The organism is Klebsiella sp. ME-303, from assembly GCF_007910085.1.
GTDB classification, from domain to species: Bacteria; Pseudomonadota; Gammaproteobacteria; order Enterobacterales; family Enterobacteriaceae; genus Klebsiella; species Klebsiella michiganensis.
On the sequence record NZ_VOJB01000095.1, the window covers coordinates 1 to 26,011 of the forward strand.

General features: G+C 59.3%; 23 protein-coding genes and 1 riboswitch. Of the genes, 9 read left to right on the forward strand and 14 right to left on the reverse strand.

Annotated features, from left to right (window positions below):
- Positions 1-100: 100 nt before the first annotated feature.
- Positions 101-901 carry a bifunctional hydroxymethylpyrimidine kinase/phosphomethylpyrimidine kinase gene (gene thiD / locus FQK12_RS22810; protein WP_004852589.1) on the reverse strand — a complete coding sequence of 267 codons (801 nt, stop codon included), beginning with the start codon at positions 899-901 and terminating at the stop codon, positions 101-103.
- On the reverse strand, positions 898-1,671 hold the full coding sequence (gene thiM, locus FQK12_RS22815; RefSeq protein WP_004852591.1) for a hydroxyethylthiazole kinase: 774 nt from the start codon (positions 1,669-1,671) through the stop codon (positions 898-900). The genes thiD and thiM overlap by 4 nt, the downstream gene beginning before the upstream one ends.
- 34 nt (positions 1,672-1,705) lie before the next feature.
- Positions 1,706-1,802, reverse strand: a riboswitch (TPP riboswitch).
- 232 nt (positions 1,803-2,034) lie between these two features.
- Here thiM and FQK12_RS22820 point away from each other — a divergent pair.
- Both FQK12_RS22820 and FQK12_RS22825 read left to right on the forward strand, forming a co-directional pair.
- Positions 2,035-4,011: an alkyl/aryl-sulfatase gene (locus FQK12_RS22820; RefSeq protein WP_014230122.1), complete on the forward strand. Its 1,977-nt coding sequence runs from the start codon at positions 2,035-2,037 to the stop codon at positions 4,009-4,011.
- A 115-nt stretch (positions 4,012-4,126) separates the two neighbouring features.
- Complete coding sequence (locus tag FQK12_RS22825) at positions 4,127-4,549, forward strand: universal stress protein (protein ID WP_014230123.1); 423 nt, start codon at positions 4,127-4,129, stop codon at positions 4,547-4,549.
- 53 nt (positions 4,550-4,602) lie between these two features.
- Here the strand turns inward: FQK12_RS22825 and FQK12_RS22830 are convergent, their stop codons facing one another.
- Positions 4,603-5,517, reverse strand: a complete 915-nt coding sequence (locus FQK12_RS22830; RefSeq protein ID WP_162097205.1) for a LysR family transcriptional regulator — start codon at positions 5,515-5,517, stop codon at positions 4,603-4,605.
- Positions 5,518-5,637: 120 nt separating this feature from the next.
- Here FQK12_RS22830 and FQK12_RS22835 point away from each other — a divergent pair, with 120 nt between their 5' ends.
- Positions 5,638-7,449, forward strand: a complete 1,812-nt coding sequence (locus tag FQK12_RS22835; RefSeq protein ID WP_014230125.1) for an adenine deaminase — start codon at positions 5,638-5,640, stop codon at positions 7,447-7,449.
- 2 nt (positions 7,450-7,451) lie between these two features.
- Complete coding sequence (locus FQK12_RS22840; RefSeq protein ID WP_014230126.1) at positions 7,452-8,795, forward strand: NCS2 family permease; 1,344 nt, start codon at positions 7,452-7,454, stop codon at positions 8,793-8,795.
- 242 nt (positions 8,796-9,037) lie between these two features.
- Here the strand turns inward: FQK12_RS22840 and FQK12_RS22845 are convergent, their stop codons facing one another.
- Positions 9,038-9,958 (reverse strand): LysR family transcriptional regulator, encoded by a 921-nt coding sequence (locus tag FQK12_RS22845; protein ID WP_014230127.1) that lies wholly within the window; start codon positions 9,956-9,958, stop codon positions 9,038-9,040.
- A gap of 169 nt (positions 9,959-10,127) precedes the next feature.
- On the opposite strand from FQK12_RS22845, the gene FQK12_RS22850 reads away from it, so the two are divergent.
- Complete coding sequence (locus tag FQK12_RS22850) at positions 10,128-10,445, forward strand: RcnB family protein (RefSeq protein WP_004852605.1); 318 nt, start codon at positions 10,128-10,130, stop codon at positions 10,443-10,445.
- Positions 10,446-10,499: 54 nt separating this feature from the next.
- Here FQK12_RS22850 and FQK12_RS22855 read toward each other — a convergent pair whose 3' ends face one another.
- Complete coding sequence (locus tag FQK12_RS22855) at positions 10,500-10,829, reverse strand: hypothetical protein (protein WP_004852607.1); 330 nt, start codon at positions 10,827-10,829, stop codon at positions 10,500-10,502.
- 348 nt (positions 10,830-11,177) lie between these two features.
- Positions 11,178-12,287, reverse strand: a complete 1,110-nt coding sequence (gene apbC / locus FQK12_RS22860) for an iron-sulfur cluster carrier protein ApbC (RefSeq protein ID WP_004103811.1) — start codon at positions 12,285-12,287, stop codon at positions 11,178-11,180.
- Positions 12,288-12,438: 151 nt separating this feature from the next.
- Between apbC and metG the strand changes: the two genes are divergently transcribed.
- Together metG and FQK12_RS22870 are read left to right on the forward strand one after the other, a co-directional pair.
- Positions 12,439-14,472, forward strand: a complete 2,034-nt coding sequence (gene metG / locus FQK12_RS22865) for a methionine--tRNA ligase (protein ID WP_014230128.1) — start codon at positions 12,439-12,441, stop codon at positions 14,470-14,472.
- A gap of 200 nt (positions 14,473-14,672) precedes the next feature.
- The gene (locus FQK12_RS22870) at positions 14,673-15,140 is read left to right on the forward strand and encodes a YehR family lipoprotein (RefSeq protein ID WP_014230129.1); all 468 of its coding nucleotides are present in this window, start codon (positions 14,673-14,675) and stop codon (positions 15,138-15,140) included.
- Between the two features lie 103 nt (positions 15,141-15,243).
- Here the strand turns inward: FQK12_RS22870 and FQK12_RS22875 are convergent, their stop codons facing one another.
- The 3 genes from FQK12_RS22875 to FQK12_RS22885 are packed head-to-tail and all read right to left on the reverse strand — an operon-like array spanning position 15,244 to position 18,166.
- Positions 15,244-15,711 carry a DUF1456 family protein gene (locus FQK12_RS22875; protein WP_004852612.1) on the reverse strand — a complete coding sequence of 156 codons (468 nt, stop codon included), beginning with the start codon at positions 15,709-15,711 and terminating at the stop codon, positions 15,244-15,246.
- 53 nt (positions 15,712-15,764) lie between these two features.
- Positions 15,765-16,484, reverse strand: coding sequence for a two-component system response regulator BtsR (gene btsR / locus FQK12_RS22880; protein ID WP_014230130.1), 720 nt, complete (start codon positions 16,482-16,484; stop codon positions 15,765-15,767).
- Entirely contained in the window at positions 16,478-18,166 is a 1,689-nt protein-coding gene (locus FQK12_RS22885) for a sensor histidine kinase (protein WP_004852614.1), read from the reverse strand. The genes btsR and FQK12_RS22885 overlap by 7 nt, the downstream gene beginning before the upstream one ends.
- A gap of 210 nt (positions 18,167-18,376) precedes the next feature.
- Between FQK12_RS22885 and FQK12_RS22890 the strand changes: the two genes are divergently transcribed.
- Both FQK12_RS22890 and FQK12_RS22895 read left to right on the forward strand, forming a co-directional pair.
- Positions 18,377-19,135, forward strand: a complete 759-nt coding sequence (locus FQK12_RS22890) for a MerR family transcriptional regulator (protein ID WP_014230131.1) — start codon at positions 18,377-18,379, stop codon at positions 19,133-19,135.
- A 526-nt stretch (positions 19,136-19,661) separates the two neighbouring features.
- Positions 19,662-19,775 (forward strand): protein YohO, encoded by a 114-nt coding sequence (locus FQK12_RS22895; protein WP_004103838.1) that lies wholly within the window; start codon positions 19,662-19,664, stop codon positions 19,773-19,775.
- Here the strand turns inward: FQK12_RS22895 and FQK12_RS22900 are convergent.
- From FQK12_RS22900 to bglX, 5 genes are all read right to left on the reverse strand, one after another.
- Positions 19,750-20,487: an ABC transporter permease gene (locus FQK12_RS22900; protein ID WP_014230132.1), complete on the reverse strand. Its 738-nt coding sequence runs from the start codon at positions 20,485-20,487 to the stop codon at positions 19,750-19,752. The two genes, FQK12_RS22895 and FQK12_RS22900, sit on opposite strands and share 26 nt — an antisense overlap.
- Entirely contained in the window at positions 20,471-21,418 is a 948-nt protein-coding gene (locus FQK12_RS22905; RefSeq protein ID WP_014230133.1) for an ABC transporter ATP-binding protein, read from the reverse strand. Before FQK12_RS22905 ends, FQK12_RS22900 begins: the two co-directional genes overlap by 17 nt.
- Positions 21,411-22,568, reverse strand: a complete 1,158-nt coding sequence (locus tag FQK12_RS22910; protein WP_014230134.1) for an ABC transporter permease — start codon at positions 22,566-22,568, stop codon at positions 21,411-21,413. The genes FQK12_RS22905 and FQK12_RS22910 overlap by 8 nt, the downstream gene beginning before the upstream one ends.
- Before the next feature lie 7 nt (positions 22,569-22,575).
- On the reverse strand, positions 22,576-23,493 hold the full coding sequence (locus tag FQK12_RS22915; protein ID WP_014230135.1) for an ABC transporter substrate-binding protein: 918 nt from the start codon (positions 23,491-23,493) through the stop codon (positions 22,576-22,578).
- A 166-nt stretch (positions 23,494-23,659) separates the two neighbouring features.
- A complete protein-coding gene (gene bglX, locus FQK12_RS22920) occupies positions 23,660-25,957 on the reverse strand; it encodes a beta-glucosidase BglX (protein ID WP_014230136.1) in 2,298 nt (765 codons plus the stop codon).
- Between the last annotated feature and the right edge of the window lie 54 nt (positions 25,958-26,011).

The following is a 26,011-nucleotide window of genomic DNA, read 5'->3' on the forward strand; positions in this document are numbered from 1 at the left end:
CGCTCGTTCAGTTGTGCTATCAACAGGGTATGCGCTTGTTCCATCGTGTTTTTTCCTGGCGAAAGTCAGGAAACAGTATACTTTTCGCCAGGCATGAAGACTACCACCATGCGTGAAAATGGTGTACCGGACCGATGCCGTGCCCCACTTCCAGCGAATCCGCCTGCGCCAGCGCCGCCGAAAGCCAGCCCTTGGCTTCCGCCACGGTTCGCCCCCAATCCTCGTAACGCGGACGCAGGGCCGCCAGCGCCGCCGACAGCGTACAGCCTGTGCCGTGGGTATTTTTGGTCTGGACTCTCGGCGCGGTAAAGCGCTGCTCCCCGTCGCGGGTAAAGAGCCAGTCCGGGCTTTCCGCATCATCGAGATGGCCGCCTTTCATTAATACCGCTCCGCAGCCCATGCCCAGCAGCGCTCTGCCCTGCTCCAGCATCTCCTGTTCCGTTCTGGCATGCGGCGCATCCAGCAGCGCCGCCGCTTCCGGCAGGTTCGGGGTAATCAGCGAGACCTGCGGCAGCAGGCGCTGGCGCAGCGTCTCCACCGCCGAGGCGGAGAGCAGCGGATCGCCGCTTTTCGCCAGCATGACGGTATCGAGCACCACATTTTTAATCTGATAACGCGCCAGCCGTTCCGCCACCGCCTCGACGATATCGGTTTCCGCCAGCATCCCTATTTTGGTGGTATCGATACGCACATCGCTGAAAACGGAATCGAGCTGCGCGGCGACAAAATCAGGCTCTATCCGGTACACCGACTGGACGCCGCGGGTATTTTGCGCCACCAGCGCGGTGATGACCGAGCAGCCGTAAGCGCCCAGCGCCGAGAAGGTTTTGAGATCCGCCTGGATCCCCGCGCCGCCGCTCGGGTCGGTGCCGGCGATGGTTAACGCATTAATTCGTTTCACAGATCGCCTCCCGCATAGAGCGCATCGAGGAAGGCAGGAGTAAAGCTGCCGGGGCCGCCCTGCAGCGCCGCTTTTCCCCCCGCAAGCTTCATCAGACCGCAGGCCGCGGCCACGTTCTCCAGCCGATCGCCGGGCATCGCCGCAGCGGCGGCAACCACCGCCGATAGCGCGCAGCCGGTGCCGACTACCCGGGTCATCAGCGGATCGCCGCCGGTGACCGCGCGCGTGCGCTGACCATCGGTCACGTAATCGACCTCGCCGGTTACCGCGACAACGGTATTCAGCTGGCGGGCCAGCGCCTGGGCCGCGGGCAGCGCTGCGGCGGCGGTATCGGTCGTATCGACGCCGCGCCCGCCGCCGCTCATTCCGGCCAGGGCCATAATTTCCGACGCATTACCGCGAACGGCGGCAGGCTGCAGCGCCAGCAGCTCCCGGCAAAATTCTGTCCGTAAGGTCAGCGCGCCGACCGCCACCGGGTCCAGCGCCCATGGTTTACCCGCCTGCTGCGCGCTGCGCGCCGCCGCACGCATCGCCGCCGCGCGTTCGACGGTCAGCGTACCGACATTAATCAGCAGCGCATCGGCAATGGCGGCAAACTGGCTGGCTTCGTCCGGGTCAATAACCATCGCCGGGGATGCGCCAATCGCTAACAGGACGTTGGCGGTAAAGGTCTGCACCACGTCGTTGGTCATGCAGTGAACAAGAGGAGAATGGCGGTGAAAAAGGTGCCGCAGATGGGCAATATGCGCGGGGTTCAGCAGGTCAGACATCGTTTGCTCCCGCCAGGCGATGAAGAAGCGACGACCCTGCGGTCTCTGACTTCCCTACGCTGGCATTATCCAGATCAGGTGGTACGGGTTTTTCTCAGCCTTCACAAAGAAGGGCACCCCGAGTCATTGAGAGATAAAAACGTTCTCAGTGGGCAGGTTACGGTAAGTCGCGGGACAACGCAAGCCGGCCAGGCGTAGGTATACAAGCGCGCGGCAATTCAAAATTAACAATAAGCAATCAAATAATTAACAAAATAAACACTTTTGCAGATACGTGTTTATAGTTTAGGAGGCGTTACAGGATGTAACCCGACGTCATATCGAAATTAACGAGTGAATCAGCGTAAACCCATGAGGATTCCGATGAAATTAACACCGATTATGAAAAGTCTGGCTCTGGCAGGAATTATCTCGACTCTCCCTGTGACCAGCTGGGCCGAAACGTCGCCGAAAGAAGCCGCTGCGGCGACCAAACAGGCAAACGACGCGCTGTATAAACAGCTCCCCTTCTCCGACAACACCGACTTTACCAACGCGCATAAAGGTTTTATTGCCGCGCTTCCTACGGAAGTGATTAAAGGTGAACAGGGCAACGTTATCTGGAACCCGCAGCAGTACGCCTTTATCAAAGAGGGGGAAAAGGCGCCGGATACGGTCAACCCCAGCCTCTGGCGTCAATCCCAGCTCATCAATATCAGCGGCCTGTTTGAAGTGACCGAAGGCGTGTACCAGATCCGCAACCTCGATCTCTCCAATATGACCATCATTGAAGGTAAAGAGGGCATCACGGTTGTGGATCCGCTGGTATCAGCGGAGACCGCAAAGGTCGGAATGGATCTGTATTACAAAAATCGCGGCAATAAGCCGGTCGTTGCGGTGATCTACACCCACAGCCACGTTGACCATTACGGCGGCGTGCGCGGCGTGGTCGATGAAGCCGATGTCAAATCCGGCAAAGTCAAAATCTACGCGCCTTCCGGTTTTATGGAAGCTGCCGTTGCTGAAAATATTATGGCCGGTAACGTGATGAGCCGTCGCGCCAGCTATATGTACGGCAACCTGCTCAAACCGGATGCCACCGGCCAGGTTGGCGCAGGTCTCGGCACCACGACCTCTGCCGGCACCGTCACGCTGATCGCTCCCACCAATATCATCGAGAAAGATGGCCAGAAAGAGACCATCGACGGCCTGACCTACGATTTTATGCTGGCGCCGGGCTCGGAAGCACCGTCGGAAATGCTGTGGTATATCGAAGAGAAGAAGCTCATTGAATCCGCCGAAGATGTCACCCATACCCTGCATAACACCTACTCGCTGCGCGGGGCGAAAATTCGTGAACCGCTGCCGTGGTCGAAATATATCAACGCCGCCATTGTGCGCTGGGGCGACAAGGCTGAAATCATTATGGCCCAGCACCACTGGCCGACCTGGGGTAATGAGAACGTGGTTAACCTGCTGAAGAGCCAGCGCGACCTGTATCGGTACATTAATGACCAGACTCTGCGCATGGCCAACGAGGGCCTGACCCGCGATGAGATCGCCGCCAAATTCAAGCTGCCGGACAGCCTGGCCAATACCTGGGCCAACCGCGGCTACTACGGCTCCGTCAGCCATGACGTGAAGGCCACCTACGTCCTCTATCTCGGCTGGTTCGACGGCAACCCGGCTACGCTGGACGAGCTGCCGCCGGAAGAAGCGGCGAAGAAGTTCGTTGATTATATGGGCGGCGCCGACGCTATCCTCAAGAAAGCCAAAGAAGATTACAACCAGGGCAACTATCGCTGGGTAGCTCAGGTAGTCAGCAAAATTGTCTTCGCCGATCCCGGCAATCTGGAGGCGCGCAATCTGGAAGCCGATGCCCTGGAGCAGCTGGGCTATCAGGCGGAATCAGGACCGTGGCGTAACTTCTACCTGACCGGCGCGCAGGAGCTACGCAACGGCGTCGTGAAAGGGCCGACGCCGAATACCGCCAGCCCGGATACCGTGCGGGCCATGACTCCGGAAATGTTTTTCGACTATCTTGCGGTCCATATCAACGGCGAAAAAGCCGGAACCGCCAAAGCGGTATTCAATATCGACCTTGGTAACGATGGCGGTAAATATAAGCTAGAGCTGGAAAACGGCGTGCTCAACCACACCGCCGATGCCGAAGCCAAAGACGCCGACGCTACCATCGCGCTGGATCGCGCCACGCTGAACAAAATCATCCTGAAAGAGGAAACGCTAAAACAGGCGGAGGATAAGGGTGAAGTCAAAGTGACCGGCGACGGCGCGAAGCTGGACGAGATGCTGGGCTATATGGATAAATTTGAGTTCTGGTTCAATATCGTGACGCCGTAAATAAGCTCCCGCGGCGGCCAGCTGCGGGACTTAATCCGTCCGGAGTTTCATTTGCTTTCCCCTCGCCGCAGGCACAAAATTATCAGCAGGTATCACCCTGCGTCGAGGTATCGTTATGTCCGTTTATCACCATGCTCTGGTGCTGATCAACAGCAGCCTTGACGGCGTTCCGCTGCTGGCGCACGCCGCGAAAATGGCGGAAGAGAACGCTATGCGTATTACCATCGCCCATATCAGCACCGACTACCGGTCGCTTAATTATGTCTCCGACAGCCTGCTGGATGATGACGTTTCCCGGGAGGTGATTCAGGCCAAAGCGCTGCTCAATGAACTGGCCACCACGGTCGCCCTACCGGTGCAAACGCTATCGCTGGTGACCACGCGTCGTTTTGCCGATGTCGAAGCGTGCGTGCGGCAGCGGAATATTGATTTGATCATTGCCGGTCACCACAACCGGCTGCTGGGCGTTCTCGCTTCACACTCCCTGGAGTACATTAATCATCTCACCGTCGACGTGCTGATTAAGCATCTTCCCTGACAGCCTCTCCCGCAGACGGCGCGCTGCGTTCGTCGGGCTCCCCCCCGCGCCGGTCAGCGCAGCGAACTTAGCAATAATGCGAAACATTCCTCAATCAGCGGCGGCAAAGGCTGCGGCCCGCGCATCAGCGCCACGGTTCGCGTCAGCGCGGGCTGCTGAAGCTGCGCCACCTTTAACGCCGGATCCTGAAGGTGGGTAGTATAAAGCTCAGGCAGAATCGCCACCGCCAGCCGGGAACGCACCAGGCCGTAAAGCGTTTCAATATAGTCAACCTGATAACGCGTATTCAGCGTGAGGCGATGGCTCTCCGCCAGCGCGCCGACCAGACGCTGAATATTGCCCTTTGAGAACACCGCGATATCGCGCCCCGCGAGCAGCTTCCACGGCAGATGCGGCTGCCCGGCCAGCGGATCGTCACAGTGCAGCACCGCCACAAACGGATCGTCGCGCAGAGGATAAACCTGCAGCTCAGGCGGTAACGAACTGTCTATTGCGCCAACGGCAAAATCTATCTTTCCCGACTGCAGCTCGCAAAACAGGGCGTCGTTGGTCTGATCGTGAAACTCCACTCTCAGGCGCGGAAACGCCTGGGCCAGCGTTTGCGGCAGCAGCGGAAACAGCAGCGAGCTCACCGAGGGCACCAGCCCGATACGCACCGTACCGTCGCCGCCGGCCTCGACTATCTGCTGCATATCCTGAAACGCCAGCTGCGCCACGCTCAGCACCCGCCGGGCGTGGGGCAAAATTGCCGCCCCCAGATCGGTTAAGGTCACCGCCGAGGCGGTGCGGTTGACCAGCTTGCCGCCGAGCACCGTCTCGATTTGCCGCAGCGCGCTGCTTAGCGCCGGCTGGCTGATAGCCAGCCGGTTGGCGGTGTCGGTGAAGTGGCGTAGCTGGGCCAGGGTCACAAAGTACTGGATCTGCTTAAGGGAGAGCGCGGGCAGACGCTGCCAGGGTTCAGTCATCATGTTTTCATCAATGGTGAGCATGCAGAATAACCCGAGGTTATCGGGCGATAAATTTATTCATCTGGGCAAACGTTTGCTCTGCCCCTAGAGTATCCCCATTATCCTTGTGCCGGAGTTGTTATGTCCAGCAGTGCTGAAACCCGCCGCCGCGCCGTGCAGGCCGCACGCGGCGAATCCCCGTTCGATCTCTTATTAACCGACGCGCAGATTGTCGATATGGCCACCGGAGAGATCCGCGAGGCAGACGTCGGGATCGTCGGCGAAACCATCGCCAGCGTGCACCCGCGCGGCAGCCGCTCCGATGCCCACGAACGCCGCTCGCTGGCGGGATATTTCCTGTCGCCGGGTCTGATGGACACGCACGTCCACCTTGAAAGCTCCCACCTGCCGCCTGAACGCTATGCCGAAATCGTGCTGGCTCAGGGCACCACGGCGGTATTCTGGGATCCGCACGAGCTGGCCAACGTGCTGGGCGTCGAAGGCGTGCGCTACGCCGTCGCCGCCAGCCGCCATCTGCCGCTGCAGGTGATGGTCGCGGCGCCGTCCAGCGTGCCGTCGACGCCGGGACTGGAGATGTCCGGCGCCGATTTTGCCGGCGCGGAGATGGAAACCATGCTGGCCTGGCCGGAAGTTTGCGGCGTCGCCGAAGTGATGGATATGCACGGCGTGCTGCACGGCAGCGAGCGGATGCAGGAGATTATCCAGGCCGGTCTCAACAGCGGCAAGCTGATCGAAGGCCACGCCCGCGGTTTGCGCGGCGCGGATCTGCAGGCCTACCTTGCCGCCGGGGTCACCTCCGATCACGAGCTCACCTCGGCGGATGATGCGCTGGAAAAACTGCGCGCCGGGCTGACTATCGAAATTCGCGGCTCGCACCCTTACCTGCTGCCGGATATCGTTACCGCGCTGAAAACGCTGCCGCATCTCTCCTCGCAAATCACCGTCTGCACCGACGATGTGCCGCCGGATATGCTGCTGGAAAAAGGCGGCATTATCGCCCTGCTCAACCTGCTGATTGAGCACGGACTGCCGGCCACCGACGTCCTGCGCTTCGCCACCTTAAACGCGGCGATCCGTCTGCAGCGTAACGATCTGGGGCTGATTGCCGCCGGACGCCGCGCCGATCTGGTGGTTTTTGATTCATTAGAAAAGCTCGACGCGCGGGAGGTGTACGTCGCCGGGAAGCTGATTGCCCGCGAGGGCGCCCTGCTTGAGTCGATTCCGCCGGCGCCGGGTATTACCCCGCCGCGCGATACCCTGCAGATGCCGCCGCTCAGCCCTGACGATTTTATCCTCCGCGTCGGCGCGATTCGCCACGGCGTCGCCCGCCTGCGGCATATTCGCGGCGCGCGCTTTACCCAGTGGGGAGAGGTTGAGGTGCAGGTCCGCGATGGCCGGGTGCAAATCCCGGACGGGTTTAGCCTGATTTGGGTTAAGCACCGCCACGGTCGTCACCAGGCGACGCCGCAAATTGCGCTGCTGGAAGGCTGGGGCGAGCTGCGCGGCGCCATCGCCACCAGCTACTCCCACGATTCCCACAACCTGGTGGTGCTCGGCCGCGATGCCGACGAGATGGCGCTGGCGGCAAACCGCCTGATCGCCTCCGGCGGCGGTATGGCGCTGTCTCAGCAGGGAAAAATCCTTGCCCACGTGGCGATGCCGATTGCCGGAATGCTTTCCGACTTGCCCGCTCCGGAGCTGGCCAGACAGTTCCGCCAGCTTCGCGACCTGAGCGCGGAGGTCGCCGACTGGGAGCCGCCCTATCGCGTATTTAAGGCTATCGAAGGCACCTGCCTTGCCTGTAACGCCGGGCCGCATTTGACCGATTTAGGTTTGACCGACGGCAGCACCCGCCAGATCGTCGAGCCGCTGATAGACTGCCGGGAAATCCCGGAACACACAGAACACAACAATAATCATCAGGGAGCCTGAGCATGGCCGACAATACCCTTCATTCATCCACGCAAGGAAGCTGGCTGGAGCGCCGTTTTGCCTTGTATTCCCGCGGCAGCACGCTGCGCACCGAATGCCTCGCGGGCATCACCGGCTTTCTCGCCGCCGCCTACCTGCTGGTGGTTATCCCCGGCCTGCTGGCGGTTGGCGGGATGGATAAAGGCGCGGCAACCACCGGCACGATTCTGGTGTTCGTCGGCGGCACGCTGCTGATGGCGTTTTATGCCAACCTGCCGTTTATCGTCGGGCCGGGCATCGGCGGCTCGGTGCTGGTCGGCGTCACGCTGGCGGGCAGCGAAGGCATTGGCTGGCAGGTTGGTCTTGGGATCGCCTGCTGGTCGGGGATTCTGTTTTTCCTGCTAACCAAATTCGGCCTGCGTGAAGTGGTGACCCGTTCGGTGCCGCAGTCGATCAAGCTCGGCCTGACGGCCTCCATTGGGCTGTTTGTCGCGGTATTGGGTTTCCGTAACGCCGGGCTGGTGCTGGCTAACGCCAAAACCAACGCCCTGATGCTCGGCGATTTTCTCTCACCGGGGGCGCTGGTGGCGCTATGCGGGCTGTTTCTGGCCATTGCCCTGCAGGCGAGAAAAATCCCCGGCTCAATTCTGTGGGCGATTCTCTTTGCCACCCTGGTCGGCATTCCGATGGGCGTCACCAGACTCCCGGGCAGCTTTATCGATATGCCGCATTCGCTGACGCCGGTGCTGGGGCAAATCGATATGCTGGGCGCGCTGAATATCGTCTTCCTGCCGTTCCTGTTCGTCTTTTTCGCCTCAGAGTTCTTTTCCACGATGGGCACCACGCTGGCGGTAGGCGGCGAAGCGGGTCTGCTGGATGAAGAAGGCAATATGCCGCATATCAATCGCCCGTTTATGGTTGATTCGATCGCCGCAGCCGTTGGCCCCTGGCTGGGCATTCCGGCGGCGACCGCGCTGATTGAATCCTCAGCGGCAGCGGAAGCCGGCGGTAAAACCGGGTTAACCGCGCTGTCGGCGGCGGTGATGTTCCTCCTGATGCTGCTGTTTACCCCGGTGGCGCTGATGATCCCGAAAGAGGCGACCGCGCCTGCGCTGATCCTCATTGGCCTGAATATGTTCAGCGGCCTGCGCAAAGTGGACCTGGCAAACTTCACCGACGGCCTGCCGGTGCTGATGATGGTGATGATTACGCTGATTGCCAATAGCTTCGGGACCGGGATTGCCGGCGGGCTGCTGTTTTATGTGGTGATTAAAACGATTGCCGGCAAATGGCGGGAAATCCCCATCGGGCTGTGGATCCTTGCGATTCCGCTGGTCTACTACTTCGCCACGCTGGTGAAGCATTAAGCTTCGCACCGATCGTTCTCCCGGAGGCGGCGCTGGCGCGCCTGTCCGGGCTACCAATCCGTAGCCCGGCTAAGCGCAGCGCGAACCGGGAAAAAGCCGCGCCGATGCATCACCCCGACACCGTCCCGGAGGCGGCGCTGGCGCACCTGTCCGGGCTACCACTCCGTAGCCCGGCTAAGCGCAGCGCGAGCCGGGAAAAAGCCACGCCGATGCATCACCCCGGCACCATTCCCGAGTCGGCGCTAGCGGCCCGCAGAGGGCGCGCGGGAATGAACCGCTTCGCACGCCTCTTTCACCGCCTCATACAGCAGCCGTACCGCAGGCGAAAGCTGCTTGCGGTGCGGGCAAATCATATTCAGCGGCACCACGTCGCCCTGATACTCCGGCAACAGCACCTGGAGCCGCCCTTCACGGATATCATCCCCGACGTCGAGTTCAGATTTGAACGCGATCCCCTCCCCGGCAACCGCCAGGCGGCGAATCACCTCCGCATCATCGCTCACGATAGTGCCGGCAACCTGCACGTAATGGACCTTCCCGTCCAGGCTCAGCGGCCAGCGATCGAACGCCCTGCCGCGCAGCACGTAGGTCAGCGCATTGTGCCGGGCCAAATCTTCCAGCGTCTTCGGTTCGCCGTGTTCGGCTATCCAGCCGGGCGAGGCCACCAGCATCCGGCGGTTCTCCGGCGCGACGGGCAGGGAAATAAACGAGGCATCGTCGTTATCGCCGTAGCGAAACGCCACGTCTACCGGATCTTTAAATACGTCGGTCCGATGATCGGAAAACAGTATCCGCAGGCGCAGCGCGGGATGGCGCTGGCGAAAAGCGCGAAACACGCGCAGAAGCAAGTTGCGCCCCAGGTCGGACGGCACGGCAATTTGTAACGTACCGCGTACTTCGTCATCCGGCGTGCTGATTTTTTGCAGCCCCGCGTGCAGCGTATCAAGCATCTGCGTGGCATAGGGCAGCCAGGTTTCGCCTTCCGGCGTCAGGCGTAAACTCCGCGTCGAACGGGCAAAAAGACGAATATTCAGCGTCGTTTCCAGACGCTTGATCGCCGCGCTCACCTGCGCGGGCTGCAGCCCGGCCTCTCGCGCCGCATCGCTGAAGCTGCTTAACGCCGCAGCGCGGACAAACAATGCCAGATCTTCCAGCCGGAACATACACACTCCTCAACCCGGATTATTCTCAAAACAGGCGCGCGCCGATGAAAAACGGCGCTGCATCACCGTTTGCTTACACTTTTAACCAAACCAACGCTTGCCAATCCCTTGACGTATCAGGAATCATACGAGGCTGCGATTTTGTGTCCAGGATAATAATGGGGAAATTATGCGTAAAACAAAAATGATGCTTCTGGGCGTACTGTTGGCCTGCGCCAGCGGAGCGTGGGCGGCGACCGGCGAAGGTATACAGAAATATGAGCTGGATGGGGTCACTGCGGACTTCAAACAATTTCACATCGGCGATACCGTCCCGCCGCTGTACCTCACGCCAGAATACAACATCAAGCAGTGGCAGCAGCGCAATTTGCCTGCGCCGGATGCCGGGACCCGCTGGACCTATATGGGCGGAAGCTACGTGCTGATTACCGAAACCGAGGGGAAAATCCTCAAAATTTATGATGGCGAGATTTTCTACCATCGCTAAAAGCTGAACGCCAGCGCGCTCTCCCTGCCGCTGGCGTTTTTTTGTGGCAAAGCGCTATTCGTTAAAGCGGTTCTGTTTTTGCATAAATTCCTCGACGGCAATATATGAAGCAACCTGCTCATAGAGCATTAAAATACTTAATATCAGATCGCCACCGCTACGCAGTAAATCATCCGGGGCCGTACGACTCTTGTCATCCGATAAAAAAACAATCTGTTCAAAAATATCACTGTACTCACCATAAGCGCCAATCGGAATCTCAGCTATCGGGAGATGCTCCTGGCAATAACGCAACGCGTCTGCTGCTTTCTCCGGCAGCGAGCGCGTATGCATAAAAATAACCAGTAGTTCTCGTAACTTAACGATTAGAGCAATATTATTCATCATGCACTCCGGAAATGTGTACGGCTATACTTTCCTTCCATCGTTTTTATATACGTATTACTGATAACATCCACGTTTCGCCAAATAAAAAGCCAAAATTAAACCTCATCACGGCGAATTAAAATCATACTTCTTTGCTATTAAAGCTCGCACAACCGCCAGAGGAAAACAATGTTAGCAATATGTTTTATTGATTAATCTCAATATCGCTAAATGTGAATAAAAATAAATAATATTTAACAGCAATATTATTCGCGCGGTGATTATCTCCTCGGTAGAGAACCGGGACGGAAAAAAATAAAAAACCGCACGGCGAAAAGCGCCGGGCGGCTCAGGAGGGTGAGGAGATTAGACCGCGCGGAAGGCTATCTCTCCGGGAATGACTTCCCCCTGCCAGTACAGCTGCGCCGCGACGCGGTCGGCCAGCTGGCGGTAGGTCTCGGTAAACTCGCTTTCCGGACGCGCAACCACCGTCGGCGTCCCTTTGTCGAGGTCTTCGCGCAGAGTGATATGCAGCGGCAGCTGGCCCAGCAGCTGGGTATGATATTTCTCCGCCAGCTTCTGAGCTCCGCCGGTACCGAAAATCGGCTCGTGGTGTCCGCAGTTGCTGCAGATATGCATGCTCATGTTTTCCACGATACCCAGCACCGGTACCTCGACTTTTTCAAACATCACGATGCCTTTTTTGGCGTCGATCAGGGCAATATCCTGCGGCGTGGTGACGACGACCGCGCCGGTGACCGGAATGTTTTGCGCCAGCGTCAGCTGAATATCACCGGTGCCCGGCGGCATATCCAGTACCAGATAATCGAGATCCGGCCACAGCGTTTCCTGCAGCATCTGCATCAGCGCCTTGCTGGCCATCGGGCCGCGCCACACCATGGCGTTGTCGTCGGTCACCAGATAACCGATGGAGTTGGTAGCGAGACCGAATTTCATAATCGGCGCCATATGGGTGCCGTCCGGCGAAGTCGGACGCTGATCTTCCGCGCCGAGCATGGTCGGAATCGACGGCCCGTAAATATCGGCATCCAGAATGCCGACTTTCGCCCCTTCCGCCGCCAGCGCCAGCGCGAGGTTGACCGCCGTCGACGATTTACCCACCCCGCCCTTGCCGGAGCTGATGGCGATAATGTTTTTCACGCCGTTGATGCCCGGCTGATTTTTTACCCGCTGAAGCGTGGCGATGCTGTGCGTCAGCTTCCAGTCAATGGCTTTGGCGCCGGTAATGCGCAGCAGCTCGGCGCTGCACTGCTCCTTCAGCGCTTCAAACGCGCTGTTCCAGACGAACGGCATCTGAATTTCAATGTGCACGGTCTCGTCCAGCCAGGCGACGTGATGCAGCGCCTTCAGCGTAGTGAGGTTATGTTTCAGGGTTGGGTGCTGGAAATTAGCCAGGGTCCCGGCGACCATCGCGCGCAGACGCTCGGGGGATTTGGCCTGGGATTGCGAACTCATCCCGACTCCTTTGTTATTGTGAGTTGAATCTTGTGCGTTAAGTTTACCTTAAAGGGAATAATTCCCCCACCATAAGCTTTGGGCTTACCAAATTATTGCCTTTGCGGTAACATCAAAACCCCTTTTTACAATAGAAGATGTAATGCCCACTATGACTCAAGTCGCGAAGAAAATTCTGGTAACGTGCGCGCTGCCGTACGCAAACGGCTCAATCCACCTCGGCCACATGCTGGAGCACATCCAGGCTGATGTCTGGGTCCGTTACCAGCGAATGCGCGGCCACGAAGTCAACTTCATCTGCGCCGACGACGCCCACGGCACCCCGATCATGCTGAAAGCGCAGCAGCTCGGAATTACTCCGGAGCAGATGATTGGCGAAATGAGTCAGGAGCATCAGACCGATTTTGCTGGCTTCGACATCAGCTACGACAACTACCACTCCACGCACAGCGATGAAAACCGCGAGCTGTCGGAGCTCATCTACACGCGCCTGAAAGAGAACGGTTTTATCAAAAACCGCACCATCTCTCAGCTTTACGATCCGGAAAAAGGCATGTTCCTGCCGGATCGCTTTGTGAAAGGCACCTGTCCGAAGTGTAAATCACCGGATCAGTACGGCGATAACTGCGAAGTGTGCGGCGCGACCTACAGCCCGACCGAGCTTATCGAGCCGAAATCGGTGGTATCCGGCGCGACGCCGGTGATGCGCGAGTCCGAGCACTTCTTCTTCGACCTGCCGTCGTTCAGCGAAATGCTGCAGGCGTGGACCCGCAGCGGCGCGCTGCAGGAGCAGGTGGCGAATAAAATGCAGGAGTGGTTCGAGTCCGGCCTGCAGCAGTGGGATATCTCCCGCGATGCCCCGTACTTCGGCTTCGAAATCCCGAACGCGCCGGGTAAATACTTCTACGTCTGGCTGGATGCGCCGATCGGCTACATGGGCTCCTTTAAGAACCTGTGCGACAAGCGCGGCGACGCCACCAGCTTCGACGAGTACTGGAAGAAAGACTCTACCGCCGAGCTGTACCACTTTATCGGCAAAGACATCGTTTACTTCCACAGCCTGTTCTGGCCTGCGATGCTGGAAGGCAGCAGCTTCCGCAAACCGACCAACCTGTTCGTACACGGCTACGTGACGGTCAACGGCGCCAAGATGTCCAAGTCGCGCGGTACCTTTATTAAGGCCAGCACCTGGCTGAATCATTTTGACGCCGACAGCCTGCGCTACTACTACACCGCCAAGCTCTCGTCGCGTATCGATGATATCGACCTGAACCTGGAAGACTTCGTGCAGCGCGTCAACGCCGATATCGTCAACAAGGTGGTTAACCTTGCCTCGCGTAACGCCGGTTTCATCAACAAGCGTTTCGACGGCATGCTGTCCGCCGAGCTGGCCGATCCTCAGCTGTATAAAACCTTCACCGATGCGGCAGCAAGCATTGGCGATGCGTGGGACAGCCGCGAGTTCGGGAAAGCCATCCGCGAAATCATGGCGCTGGCCGACGTGGCAAACCGCTACGTTGACGAACAGGCGCCGTGGGTGGTCGCCAAACAGGAAGGCCGCGACGCCGATCTGCAGGCCATCTGCACCATGGGCCTGAATATGTTCCGCGTGCTGATGACCTGGCTGAAGCCGGTTCTGCCGCAGCTGGCCGCCCGCGCCGAAGCGTTCCTCAACGGCGAACTGAGCTGGGATGCTATCCAGCAGCCGCTGCTCGGTCACAAGGTTAACGCCTTTAAAGCGCTGTATAACCGCATCGAAATGAAGCAGGTTGAGGCGCTGGTCGAGGCGTCGAAAGAAGAAGTGAAAGCGCTGTCAGCGCCGGTCACCGGTCCGCTGGCGGACGATCCGATTCAGGAAACTATCACCTTTGACGATTTCGCCAAAGTGGATATGCGCATCGCGCTGATTGAAAACGCCGAGTTCGTCGACGGTTCCGATAAGCTGCTGCGCCTGACGCTGGATCTCGGCGGCGAGAAGCGTAACGTCTTCTCCGGCATCCGCTCCGCCTATCCGGATCCGCAGGCGCTGATTGGCCGCCTGACGGTGATGGTCGCTAACCTGGCGCCGCGCAAAATGCGCTTCGGCATCTCTGAAGGCATGGTGATGGCCGCAGGTCCTGGCGGGAAAGATATCTTCCTGCTCAGCCCGGACAGCGGCGCTCAGCCGGGCCAGCAGGTCAAGTAAGGCTGTATAAAGCGCTGCTCCGGCAGCGCTTTTTTTTTAGAGCGCCACGATATTGTCGACGACATCGCCCGCCGGGTGCTGGCGCAGAAAGAAGAAAACGCTGGCATAGGCGCGAAACGGCGACTTCCGAGGATACGCCCGGCACCATCGCCCAATTCTGTATACAATTAGAGATGATGATTGATTAACAAGGAATGATAATGAAATTTAACCGCAGGATGACCGCCGCTCTGGGCGCCACGCTATTGATGGCCGCGCTTGTCGGCTGCGATAACAACAAAGATGAGGTCAAAACGTTTAACAATACGATCAACGGCGTTGATCTGACCTACATCTATCACTATAAAGGCGATGTCGTCACCCGCCAGGACGCGGAGAATACTATCCCCTATCAATCACTCGGGGTAAGTAACGAAGAGCAGGCGCGCAAGGTCATCGACCCTATCGGCGCGGCCTACAGCAAAATCAAAGGCGTTACCCACAGCGTCGACTATAAAGAGAACGTCGCGCAGGAACACCTCTCCATCGACTTCAATCAGGCTAAAATCAGCGAGCTGTGTCACTTGCCGGGGGCCAGTTTTTCCGACTGTTCACAAAAGTTCATTTCGCTGAGCGAGTCGGAGAAATTGCTGAAATCGCAGGGTTTTAAAGAAGTGAAACAGCCCTGACTGGTGCGGACTACTCCCGGCTTGCGCTGCGCTGAGCCGGGCTACGGAGCCGTGCGTTCAGTAGCCCGGCTCAGGCGTTTACGCCGCAAGCCGGGGAGGCATATCAGGATTTCGCGTGTTCGCGCTCGGTCAGTCCGCGCAGAAAGTAGCGCAGGAACTGGTCGCCGCATTCGCGGAAGTTTTTATGATCCGGGGCGCGCATCATGGCGGTGATTTCCGGCATGGAGACGCGGAATTTCTGCTGGGTGAGGATAGCGAGAATATCATCCGTCTTCAGGGAGAAGGCAATACGCAGCTTTTTCAGCACGATGTTATTATTCACCCGGCGTTCGACCGCCAGCGGCGGCGCCGACGCATCTTTACCGCGTTTGTCGTAAATCAGGCCGTTGAGGAAATTCGACAGCACGATATCCGGGCAGCGCACAAACCCCTCTTCGTCTTCTTTTTTCAGCCAGGGAACCAGCTGTTCCGCGCTGACCGGCGCATCCGCCAGGGCAAAAATACGAACCAGGCCGCTGTTATTGGTTTTCAGGGTGTAGCGCAGGCTACGGAGAATATCGTTACTGATCATATTGCCTTCATGATGAAAAAATCTGCCGCTAAGTCTATCACGATTCCGCCGTTTTACAGCCCAATCGCCTCTTTCAGGCTCTTCAGGTAGCGGCGGCTGACCGGCACCGTTTGCCCGGCGCGCATCAGCAGCTCCGCCTGGCCGTTCTCCTCAAAGCGGATCTCCTTGAGATGGGACATGTTGACCAGGTACTGACGATGGCAGCGCAGCAGCGGCGTTCGGCTCTCGAGCGTGCGCAGGGTGAGCTCGGTAAAGCCCTCCTTCCCTTCGCGGTCGGTCACGTAAATCCCGCTCATCCGGCTGCTGACGAAGGCCACGTCTTCCATCTGCAGCAGCCAGATCCGGCTGTGTCCGGTGCAGGGAATATACTTTAGCGCCTGCTGGGTATCGTCGAGCACGGTGATATCCTGCAGGCTGCGCTCCTGGCGCAGGCGAAACAGCGTTTTTTCCAGCCGGGCGGACTCAATCGGCTTCAGTAAATAATCAAACGCGTGCTCTTCAAAGGCCTTCACCGCGTACTCGTCAAACGCGGTAAGGAAGACGATATAGGGCCGATGCTGCGGATCGAGCATGCCGACCATCTCCAGACCGCTGATGCGCGGCATCTGGATATCCAGAAACAGCACGTCCGGGCGCAGCTTATGCACCGCGCCAATCGCCTCGACGGCATTCCCGCATTCGCCAACGATCTCAATATCAGGCTGGGTCTCCAGCAAAATACGCAGGTTTTCACGCGCCAGCGGCTCGTCGTCGACAATTAATACTTTTAACATGCGCTTTCCTCCAGAGGCAGTCTCAGCGTGACGCGGGTAAAACATTCCGGCTCGCAGGTTACGGTGATCCCGCAGTCGGTGCCAAAGCGCGCCCGCAGTCTGCGGTCGACCAGGTTCATGCCCAGCCCGCTGGCGCTGGGTTTGTCCTGATACAGCCCGGCATTATCTTCAATATCCAGCTGCAGCCAGCGCTCTTGCTGACTGGCGCGGATAGTGATTTCGCCCACCCCAAGGTGCTGCGAAGTCCCGTGTTTAATCGCGTTTTCGACGATTGGCTGCAGGGTAAACGCCGGTAGCTGATGCTGCCCCAGCGCCTCGGGCACCAGCATATGAATCTGCAAATTGGTCTGAAAACGCGCTTTCTCAATCTGCAAATAGGCGTTCACATGTTCGATCTCATCCGCCAGGGTCACGATCTCCGCTGGCCGCTTCAGATTTTTGCGGAAAAAGGTCGACAGATACTGCACCAGCTGCCCGGCCTGGTCGCTATCGCGGCGAATCACCGCTTTCAGGGTATTCAGCGCGTTGAACAGGAAGTGCGGATTCACCTGGGCGTGCAGCAGCTTGATTTCCGACTGCGTCAGCAGCGCCTTTTGCCGCTCATACTGTCCGGCCAGGATCTGCGCCGACAGCAGCTGCGCAATCCCCTCCCCCAGCGTGCGGTTGATGGAGCTAAACAGGCGGTTTTTCGCTTCATAGAGTTTAATGGTACCGATGACCCGCTGATTTTCGCCGCGCAGCGGGATAACCAGCGTCGAGCCCAGCTTGCAGTTCGGATGAATCGAGCAGCGGTAAGGCACCTCGTTGCCGTCGGCGTAAACGACTTCGCCGGTATCGATCGCCTTTTGGGTATAGAGCGAAGAGATGGGTTTGCCCGGGAGGTGGTGATCGTCGCCGATCCCGGTAAACGCCAGCAGCTTGTCGCGATCGGTTATCGCCACCGCGCCGATATCCAGCTCCTGGATCAGCACCTGCGCGACCTTCATGCTGTTCTCTTCGTTGAACCCCTGGCGCAGGATCCCCTCCGTCGAAGCGGCGACCTTCAGCGCCGTAGCCGAAAAGGCCGAGGTATATTTTTCAAACATTGCTCGCTTATCCAGCAGGATGCGCATAAATAGCGCCGCCCCGACGGTGTTGGTGACCATCATGGGCGCGGCGATGCTTTGTACCAGATGCAGGGCATCTTCGAACGGGCGAGCGATAAGCAGAATAATCAGCATCTGCACCATCTCGGCGAAAAAGGTGATCGCGCCGGCGGTGAGCGGGCTGAAGACTTTGTCCGGCCGCCCGCGTTTGACCAGAATACTGTGTACCAGCCCGCCGAGTAGCCCTTCTACGATGGTGGATACCATACAGCTCAGCGCGGTCATGCCGCCCAGCGAGTAGCGGTGAAGCCCGCCGGTCAGCCCCACCAGGCCGCCAACCACCGGCCCGCCCAGCAGCCCCCCCATCACCGCGCCGATGGCGCGCGTATTGGCGATCGAGTCTTCGATATGCAGCCCGAAGTAGGTACCGAGGATGCAGAAAATGGAGAAGGTTACGTAGCACAGGAGCTTATGCGGCAGCCGGACGGTGACCTGCATTAACGGGATGAACAGCCGCGTTTTGCTCATCAGCCACGCAATGACCAAAAACACGCACATCTGCTGAAGCAGCAGCAACACCAGATCAAACTCGTACATACCCGCAGACCACACTTCATTTGAAAGCGCGTAACATACACTGCTTGCTTATAACTTTCTTTGAAGCAATACATGAAAATGATAATTCATGTTCAGGATCACATTTCTTCGCGTCTCGCCGGCCCAGATTTGTACAAAAAACAGACAAAAATTCCCGCTTCGGCAAACAGCTTCTACAGTTAATGGAGGAGAACACAGCGGGAGGAGAAAATGGCGCTTTATACAATCGGCGAAGTGGCCCAGCTTTGCGATATCAATCCCGTGACGTTACGCGCCTGGCAGCGGCGCTACGGATTACTGAAACCCCAGCGTACCGACGGCGGCCACCGCCTGTTCAACGAATATGAGATAGACCGGATTCGCGAAATTAAACGCTGGATTGACTCCGGCGTGCAGGTAGGGAAAGTGAAAACGCTGCTGATGGATAATGAGCAGGAGGTGGCCGACGGCTGGCGCAAGCAGCAGGAAATTTTGCTCGGTTATCTGCAAAACGGTAGCTATCATCGCCTGCGTATGTGGCTTAAGGAGCGCAACCACAGCGAGTCAGCGCAAATTCTGGTGAAGAATCTGATTAATCCATTACGCCAGCGCCTGCTTAGCCCGCAGCCCACGCTGCTGGCGCTGCGGGGCATCCTTGATGGTATTCTGATTAATCATATCGCCCGCACTCTTTCATCCACGGCAAAATATCCCGGCAGCCATGCGCTGATTATCGGCTGGAATGTGAATGATATCACCCGGCTATGGCTGGAGGGCTGGATAGCCAGCGAACAGGGCTGGCGGGTGGACATTCTCGCCCATTCGCTGAACCAGCTCCGACCGGAGCTTTTCCCGGAGAGTACGCTGATGGTCTGGTGTGGAGAAGCGCCCTGTAGCACCCAGGTCAATCAAATGCGCCTCTGGGAGCAGCAGGGGCAGATTATCTGGCTGAATCACGCCACCGCCACGTCTCCCGGAGGCGGCGCCTGACGCGCCTGTCCGGGCTACGGGTTACCGGCAATCTGTGGCCGGGTAGGCCGACTAAGCACAGCGCAAGCCGGGTAGAAGCCGCAGCAATGCTACGTCACGGCATATTCCCCGGGTTGCGGCGTAAACGCCTTACCCGGGCTACGGGCCCGCAGACGGTGATGAACCGAAGCCCGGCTAAGCGCAGCGCAAGCCGGGTAGAAGCCGCAGCAATGCTACGTCGCGGCACATTCCCCGGGTTGCGGCGTAAACGCCTTACCCGGGCTACCGGCCCGCAGACGTTGATGAACCGTAGCCCGGCTAAGCGCAGCGCAAGCGGGTAGAAACCGCAGCAATGCCACATCGCGGCACATTCCCCGGGTTGCGGCGTAAACGCCTTACCCGGGCTACCGGCCCGCAGACGGTGATGAACCGTAGCCCGGCTAAGCGCAGCGCAAGCCGGGGGGTTGTCGTAGCTAAAAAGCAATTAATGTTTTATTAACACCTGCGCTTCACCGTATAATCCCTGCGTTAACATCAGGAGCCTATTATGAAGCCAGCGAAAATTGCGGTGATTACCCTGTTCTTATTTATGGCCATCAGCGGCATCGGCGGCGTGATGCTGGCCGGTTATTCATTTATTGTTCGCGGTGGTGTCGGCTGATTCGCCGGTTCAGCCGTTCAAACCCCCGGTCGACGATAATCGCCGCCAGCGCCACCAGCAGCGCCCCCTGAATCACATAAGCGGTATTAAATCCGCTGAGGCCGATAACAATCGGCGTGCCGAGCGTATTCGCGCCGACGGTTGAAGCAATGGTCGCCGTACCGATATTGACGATGGTCGAGGTACGAATTCCGGCCAGCATCACCGGCGCCGCCAGCGGCAGCTCAACTTTTATCAGCCTCTGCCAGCCGGTCATCCCCATTCCCTGAGCGATAGCTAAAACACCGGACGGTACCGCCCCAATCCCGGCCAGCGTGCCCTGCAAAACCGGTAAGATGCCGTACAGCACCAGCGCAATAAGCGCGGGCTGCCAGCCAAACCCCATCACCGGAACCGCAATCGCCAGCACCGCGACCGGCGGAAACGTCTGCCCCATTGCGGCAATCGTCTCCACCAGCGGGCGAAACTCATGCCCCGCCGGACGGGTGACCGCAATCCCGGCGACGACGCCCACCACCGTAGCCGCGAGGCTGGAGAGCGCCACCAGCCAAAAGTGCGCCAGGGTAAGAGAAACAAAACTCTCCTGTTGATAAACCGGACGCGGCAGTTCGGGAAACAGCGCGCTGAACAGCGGCGCGCTGTAGGGCAACGCCAGCAGCAGCGCGATAAACATGGCGCTGAGCCACAGCAGCGGATCACGCAGCACCTTCACGCCGGGCCTCCTCGCGCAGCAGGTCGGCAAAATGCAGCGTCCCGCAGGCCTCTCCCTGCTCATCGACCACCGGCAGCACCTCGCGGCGATGAGCAACGAACTGCGACAGCGCCTCGCGCAGGGTCATCGTCACGTTCAACGCGTCCCCCGCCAGGCGCTCATCGCGGCGCAGATAATCACTCACGCCGCGTAGCGACAGCAGGCGCACGCCCAGTTCGCTACGGCCAAAGAACGTCTCCACAAACGCATTTTTTGGCTCCAGCAGCATCTGCAACGGCTCGCCCTGCTGTACCACTTCGCCGCCGTCCATCAACACCAGATGGTCCGCCAGCCGCAGCGCCTCATCGATATCGTGAGTCACCAGCACAATAGTGCGTCCCAGCAGACGATGAATGCGGATCATCTCCTGCTGCAAGGCTTCGCGCGTCACCGGATCGAGCGCGCCGAAGGGTTCATCCATCAGCAGCACTTCCGGGTTGGCCGCCAGCGCGCGCGCCACGCCGACGCGCTGCTGCTGGCCGCCGGAAAGCTGATGCGGGTAGCGTTCGCGCAGGCCCGGCTCCAGCCCCAGCAAGGCCATCAGCTCATCGACCCGCGCCTGGGTCTTCTGCCGCGACCACTTTTGCAGCTGCGGGACGGTGGCAATGTTCTGCGCCACCGTCCAGTGGGGGAACAGGCCGATGGACTGGATGGCGTAGCCCATCCTGCGGCGCAGTTCGAGCACCGGCTGCTGGCGAATATCCTGCCCGGCGAAACGGATCGTCCCGCTGTCGTGCTCCACCAGGCGATTAATCATCTTCAGCGTGGTCGACTTCCCCGAGCCGGAGGTGCCAATCAGCACCGAAAATGCCCCCTCGCGCAGATGCAGATTGAGGTTTTTCACCGCAGGCTCTCCGGCAAAGGCTTTATTGACGCCGTCGAACTCAATCACGGGCCTCTCCTTTCAGTAATGCGCCCCACAGCGCGAATAACGCATCCACCACCACCGCCAGCGCGATGGTCGGGATAACCCCCAGCAGCACCAGGTCCAGCGCGCTGCTGAGCAGCCCCTGGAAAACCAGCGCGCCGAAGCCGCCCGCGCCAATCAGGGCCGCCACCACCGCCATACCCACGGTTTGTACGCTGACCACCCGCAGGCTGCGCAACAACACCGGCAACGCCAGCGGTAGCTGTACCTGACGAAAGCGCTGCCCGCCGCTCATCCCCATCGCCGTCGCGCTCTCCAGCGCTTCGCGCGGCACCTGCTGAAGGCCGATCGTCACCCCGCGCACCAGCGGCAATAGCGCATACAGCACCAGCGCAATCAGCGCCGGCGTGATGCCGGTGCCGGAAACGCCGAGCTGCGCCAGCGACGGAAACTGGCGCGCCAGCCCGGCCAGCGGCGCAATAAGCAGGCCAAAAAGCGCGACGGAGGGAACGGTCTGAATCACGTTGAGAACGGCAAAAACCGGCGATTGCCAGCGGGGGTAGCGCCAGAGCCAGACGCCAACGGGCAAGCCAATCAGCAGCCCCGGCAGCAGGGTCCCCAACAGCAGCGTCACATGCTGGGACAGCGCATCGTCAAACACCTCGCGGCGATTGAAATACTCTTTCAGCAAAGAGAGGCCATCGAGCGCGCCGAGTCCCAGCAGCAGCGCGGGCAGCAGCCAGACCTGCGCGTTCAGCAGCCAGCGCCACAGGGCTCGGGTCGTCAGGCGACGAACGGCATCGCTGGCGATAAGCAGGCACAGGGCCAGCGCCAGCCACAGGCCGCTTCCCGGCGAGGTGCGGGCCAGCGGAGAACCGCTCTGAGCCAGCTGTACCGCCGCACTGCCGGCTCCCCATAGCAATAAAGGCAGCAGCAGATCCGCCAGCAGGAAGATAACCAGCAGCGGGAGACGCCCGGGACGCCAGCTCAGCAGCGCTATCAGCAGCCCTGCCGCCCCCTGTACGCCCGCCAGCCACGGCCAGACCTGCCATAGCCAGCGCCCCTCGCCGGATAACAGCCGGTTAGGCGCATAGTTGATAAACGGCAGCGCCATCGCCAGCAGCAGGAGGAATGCCAGCAGCAGCGCAACCCGGTTACAGCAACGAGTGGTCACGCGCGCCCTACTTAAGCAGCCCTTTCTGTTGCAGATAGTCGGCGGCGACTTTCTTCGCATCCAGGCCCTCAACCGCAATACTGGCGTTCAGCTTTTGCAGCGTCTTTTCATCCAGGCTGGCGAAGACCGGCTGTAGCCAGTCGGCTATCTGCGGATACGCTTTTAACACCGCTTCACGTACGACCGGCGTGGGCGCATAAATCGGCTGCACGCCCTTCGGGTCGCTCAGGGTTTGCAGACCCAGCGCGGCGACCGGGCCATCGGTACCGTAGGCCATCGCCGCATTCACGCCGGAGGTTTGCTGCGCCGCCGCTTTGATGGTGACCGCCGTATCGCCGCCCGCCAGCGACAGCAGCTGATTTTGCTTGAGCGTGAAGTCGTAGGCTTTTTCAAACGCCGGCAGCGCGTCCGGCCGTTCAATAAATTCCGCCGAGGCGGCCAGCTTAAAGTCACCGCCCTTTTTCAGATAGCCGGCAAGGTCGCTTAATGAGGCGAGGTGGTTTTTCTCCGCCAGATCCTGACGGACGGCGATAGTCCAGGTGTTGTTGGCCGGAGCCGGGGTAAGCCAGACGAGCTTATTCTTTTCCGCATCCAGCTTTTTAACTTTTTCATATCCCTGCTGCGCGTTTTTCCACGCCGGGTCGTTCTCCTCTTTGAAGAAGAACGCGCCGTTGCCGGTATATTCCGGGTAAATGTCCAGCTCACCGGCGGTTATCGCCCCGCGCACCACCGGGGTGGTGCCGAGCTGGATTTTATTGACGGTTTTCACCCCATGGCTTTCCAGAACCTGCAAAATAATATTGCCGAGCAGCGCCCCTTCGGTGTCAATTTTTGAGCCGACCTTAACCGGCTCCGCCGCCTGCAGCGGCAGGCTTATCAGGGCCGCCAGCGCCAGCGTGCCGGACCACATTCTTGCCTTAATCATCCTCGCGTCCCTCTTTAATTTGCGCTCCATTAACAGGAGCTTAAGCAAAAAGCGTAGTTCATTTGGGGCGGAGCGGAAAAAGAAAAGGCCGATAAATCGGCCTTTGGGGTAAGGAATGCCTGTTCCCGGGTGGCGGCCGCAGCCTCACCCGGGCGACAAATCACCATTACAGCAGTTCAAACTCGCTCTGCTTCACGCGGGCGGAGTCGACGCCGATAAAGACGTTGAATTTACCCGGCTCGGCGTCGTACTTCATCTGCTGGTTCCAGAACTTCAGCGCTTCAACGTCAATCGGGAAGCTGACGGTTTGCGTCTCACCCGGCTTGAGGGTCACCTTTTTAAAGCCGCGCAGCATTTTCACCGGACGGCTCATGGAGGCGGTAACGTCCTGCAGATAAAGCTGAATCACCGTCGCCCCTTCGCGCTTGCCGGTATTGGTTACCTGCACGCTGGCGGTCACGCTGCCGTCGCGCTGCAGGATCGGCGCCGACATTTTTACGTCGGAAACGCTAAAGGTGGTGTAGCTCAGGCCGTAGCCAAACGGATAGAGCGGGCCGTTGGCTTCATCAAAGTAGCGCGAGGTGTACTTGTTCGGCTTATCCGCATTGTACGGGCGACCGGTGTTGAGATGGCTGTAGTAGGTCGGGATCTGCCCCACCGAGCGCGGGAAGGACATGGGCAGCTTGCCAGACGGGTTGTAGTCGCCGAACAGCACATCGGCAATGGCGTTGCCGCCTTCGGTACCGGCAAACCAGGTTTCGAGGATCGCATCAGCCTGCTGATCCTCTTTCACCAGCGCCAGCGGGCGACCGTTCATCAGCACCAGCACCAGCGGTTTACCGGTCGCTTTCAGCGCGCTAATCAGGGCGCGCTGGCTCGGCGGCAGGGTGATGTCGGTGCGGCTGGAGGCTTCGTGGGCCATGCCCTGCGCCTCGCCCACCACGGCAACTACCACGTCGGACTGCTTCGCCGCCGCCACGGCTTCGTCAATCATCTCCTGCGGCGAGCGCGAGTCAACCTGCACCGCTTTCTCGTACAGATTGAGGAAGTCGACGATGCCTTTATCGTCAGTGACGTTAGCGCCTTTGGCATAGATAATCTTGCCTTTGTCGCCCAGCGCGTTCTGCAAACCGGTCAGCACGGTGACCGACTGATCGGCCACGCCCGCCGCCGACCAGCTGCCCATCATGTCGCGCTTGCTGTCGGCCAGCGCGCCGATTACCGCGATAGTGCCCGATTTTTTCAACGGCAGCGTATCGAGGCGGTTTTTCAGCAGCACCAGGCTTTCGCGCGCCACTTCGCGCGCTTCTTTGCGATGCAGGCGGCTTTCGGCGTTGGTATCCTGCGGATCGGAATCTTTCGGCCCCAGGTGGCTATACGGGTCGTTAAACAGGCCCATATCATATTTCACGTTCAGCACGTGGCGGGTCGCGTCATCCAGCTCCGCCATCGTCACCTTACCGGACTTCACCAGTCCCGGCAGATACTTGCTGTAGTACTCGTCGCTCATGCTCATATTGATGCCGGACTTCAGCGCCACGCGCACCGCGTCTTCCGGGTCCGACGCCACGCCGTGTTTGATCAGCTCTTTGATAGCGCCATGGTCGGAGACGGTGATGCCTTTAAAGCCCCACTGGTCGCGCAGCACGTCCTTAAGCAGCCAAGCGTCGGAGGTCGCCGGGGTACCGTTGAGCGAGTTGAGCGCCACCATAACCGCGCCGCTGCCCGCATCCAGCCCCGCTTTGTAGGGCGGCATATAGTCGTTGAACAGGCGCTGCGGGCTCATATCAACGGTGTTGTACTCTTTTCCGCCCTCGACCGCGCCGTAGGCGGCAAAGTGCTTGACGCTGGTCATCACCGAATAGCGATCCGCCGGGCTTTTCCCCTGCATCGACGCCACCATCGCCCTGCCCATCTCGGTGGTCAGGTAGGTATCTTCCCCGAACCCTTCCGAAGCGCGGCCCCAGCGAGGGTCGCGGGAGACGTCGACCATCGGCGCCCAGGTCATGTTCAGGCCATCATCGGCCGCTTCGTAAGCCGACACCCGCCCGACGGTGTTCACCGCGTCGAGGTTAAAAGAGGAGGCCAGGCCAAGGCTAATCGGAAAGACGGTACGCTGGCCGTGGAGCACGTCATAGGCGAAAAAGAGCGGGATTTTCAGGCGGCTGAGTTCCATCACCTGATCCTGCATAATGCGGATATCGTGGCGGGTCACGGTGTTAAAAATCGCCCCCACCTGGCCTTCTTTGATCATCTCGCGGATGGCCTCTTTCGGGTTATCCGGGCCGACGCTAATTAAGCGCAGCTGACCGATTTTTTCATCCACCGTCATTTTCGTCAGCAGTTCCGTCACAAACGCATCCCGCGCCTGCGGCGTTAGGGGATGATTGCCGAACAATTCATCCGCCAGCGCCGGTTGCAGCGCCAGGCTCACAGCGACGCCTACAGTACAAAGCCATTTCATTTTTATCCCTCATTGTTCCAGTCGACCAGATCGGCGAAAAGATAGCAAAAATCG

Bases quoted from the DNA above. Each gene is read 5' to 3' on its own strand.
- FQK12_RS22825 (WP_014230123.1), top strand. From the start codon at position 4,127: ATGTCCGTTTATCACCATGCTCTGGTGCTGATCAACAGCAGCCTTGAC.
- FQK12_RS22830 (WP_162097205.1), bottom strand. From the start codon at position 5,517: ATGATGACTGAACCCTGGCAGCGTCTGCCCGCGCTCTCCCTTAAGCAG.
- btsR (WP_014230130.1), bottom strand. From the start codon at position 16,484: ATGTTAAAAGTATTAATTGTCGACGACGAGCCGCTGGCGCGTGAAAAC.
- FQK12_RS22915 (WP_014230135.1), bottom strand. From the start codon at position 23,493: ATGATTAAGGCAAGAATGTGGTCCGGCACGCTGGCGCTGGCGGCCCTG.
- bglX (WP_014230136.1), bottom strand. From the start codon at position 25,957: ATGAAATGGCTTTGTACTGTAGGCGTCGCTGTGAGCCTGGCGCTGCAA.
- FQK12_RS22895 (WP_004103838.1), top strand. From the start codon at position 19,662: ATGAAGCCAGCGAAAATTGCGGTGATTACCCTGTTCTTATTTATGGCC.
- FQK12_RS22845 (WP_014230127.1), bottom strand. From the start codon at position 9,958: ATGTTCCGGCTGGAAGATCTGGCATTGTTTGTCCGCGCTGCGGCGTTA.
- FQK12_RS22820 (WP_014230122.1), top strand. From the start codon at position 2,035: ATGAAATTAACACCGATTATGAAAAGTCTGGCTCTGGCAGGAATTATC.
- FQK12_RS22855 (WP_004852607.1), bottom strand. From the start codon at position 10,829: ATGAATAATATTGCTCTAATCGTTAAGTTACGAGAACTACTGGTTATT.
- FQK12_RS22840 (WP_014230126.1), top strand. From the start codon at position 7,452: ATGGCCGACAATACCCTTCATTCATCCACGCAAGGAAGCTGGCTGGAG.
- metG (WP_014230128.1), top strand. From the start codon at position 12,439: ATGACTCAAGTCGCGAAGAAAATTCTGGTAACGTGCGCGCTGCCGTAC.
- FQK12_RS22875 (WP_004852612.1), bottom strand. From the start codon at position 15,711: ATGATCAGTAACGATATTCTCCGTAGCCTGCGCTACACCCTGAAAACC.
- FQK12_RS22885 (WP_004852614.1), bottom strand. From the start codon at position 18,166: ATGTACGAGTTTGATCTGGTGTTGCTGCTGCTTCAGCAGATGTGCGTG.
- FQK12_RS22870 (WP_014230129.1), top strand. From the start codon at position 14,673: ATGAAATTTAACCGCAGGATGACCGCCGCTCTGGGCGCCACGCTATTG.
- FQK12_RS22890 (WP_014230131.1), top strand. From the start codon at position 18,377: ATGGCGCTTTATACAATCGGCGAAGTGGCCCAGCTTTGCGATATCAAT.
- FQK12_RS22850 (WP_004852605.1), top strand. From the start codon at position 10,128: ATGCGTAAAACAAAAATGATGCTTCTGGGCGTACTGTTGGCCTGCGCC.
- FQK12_RS22835 (WP_014230125.1), top strand. From the start codon at position 5,638: ATGTCCAGCAGTGCTGAAACCCGCCGCCGCGCCGTGCAGGCCGCACGC.
- thiM (WP_004852591.1), bottom strand. From the start codon at position 1,671: ATGTCTGACCTGCTGAACCCCGCGCATATTGCCCATCTGCGGCACCTT.
- apbC (WP_004103811.1), bottom strand. From the start codon at position 12,287: ATGAGTTCGCAATCCCAGGCCAAATCCCCCGAGCGTCTGCGCGCGATG.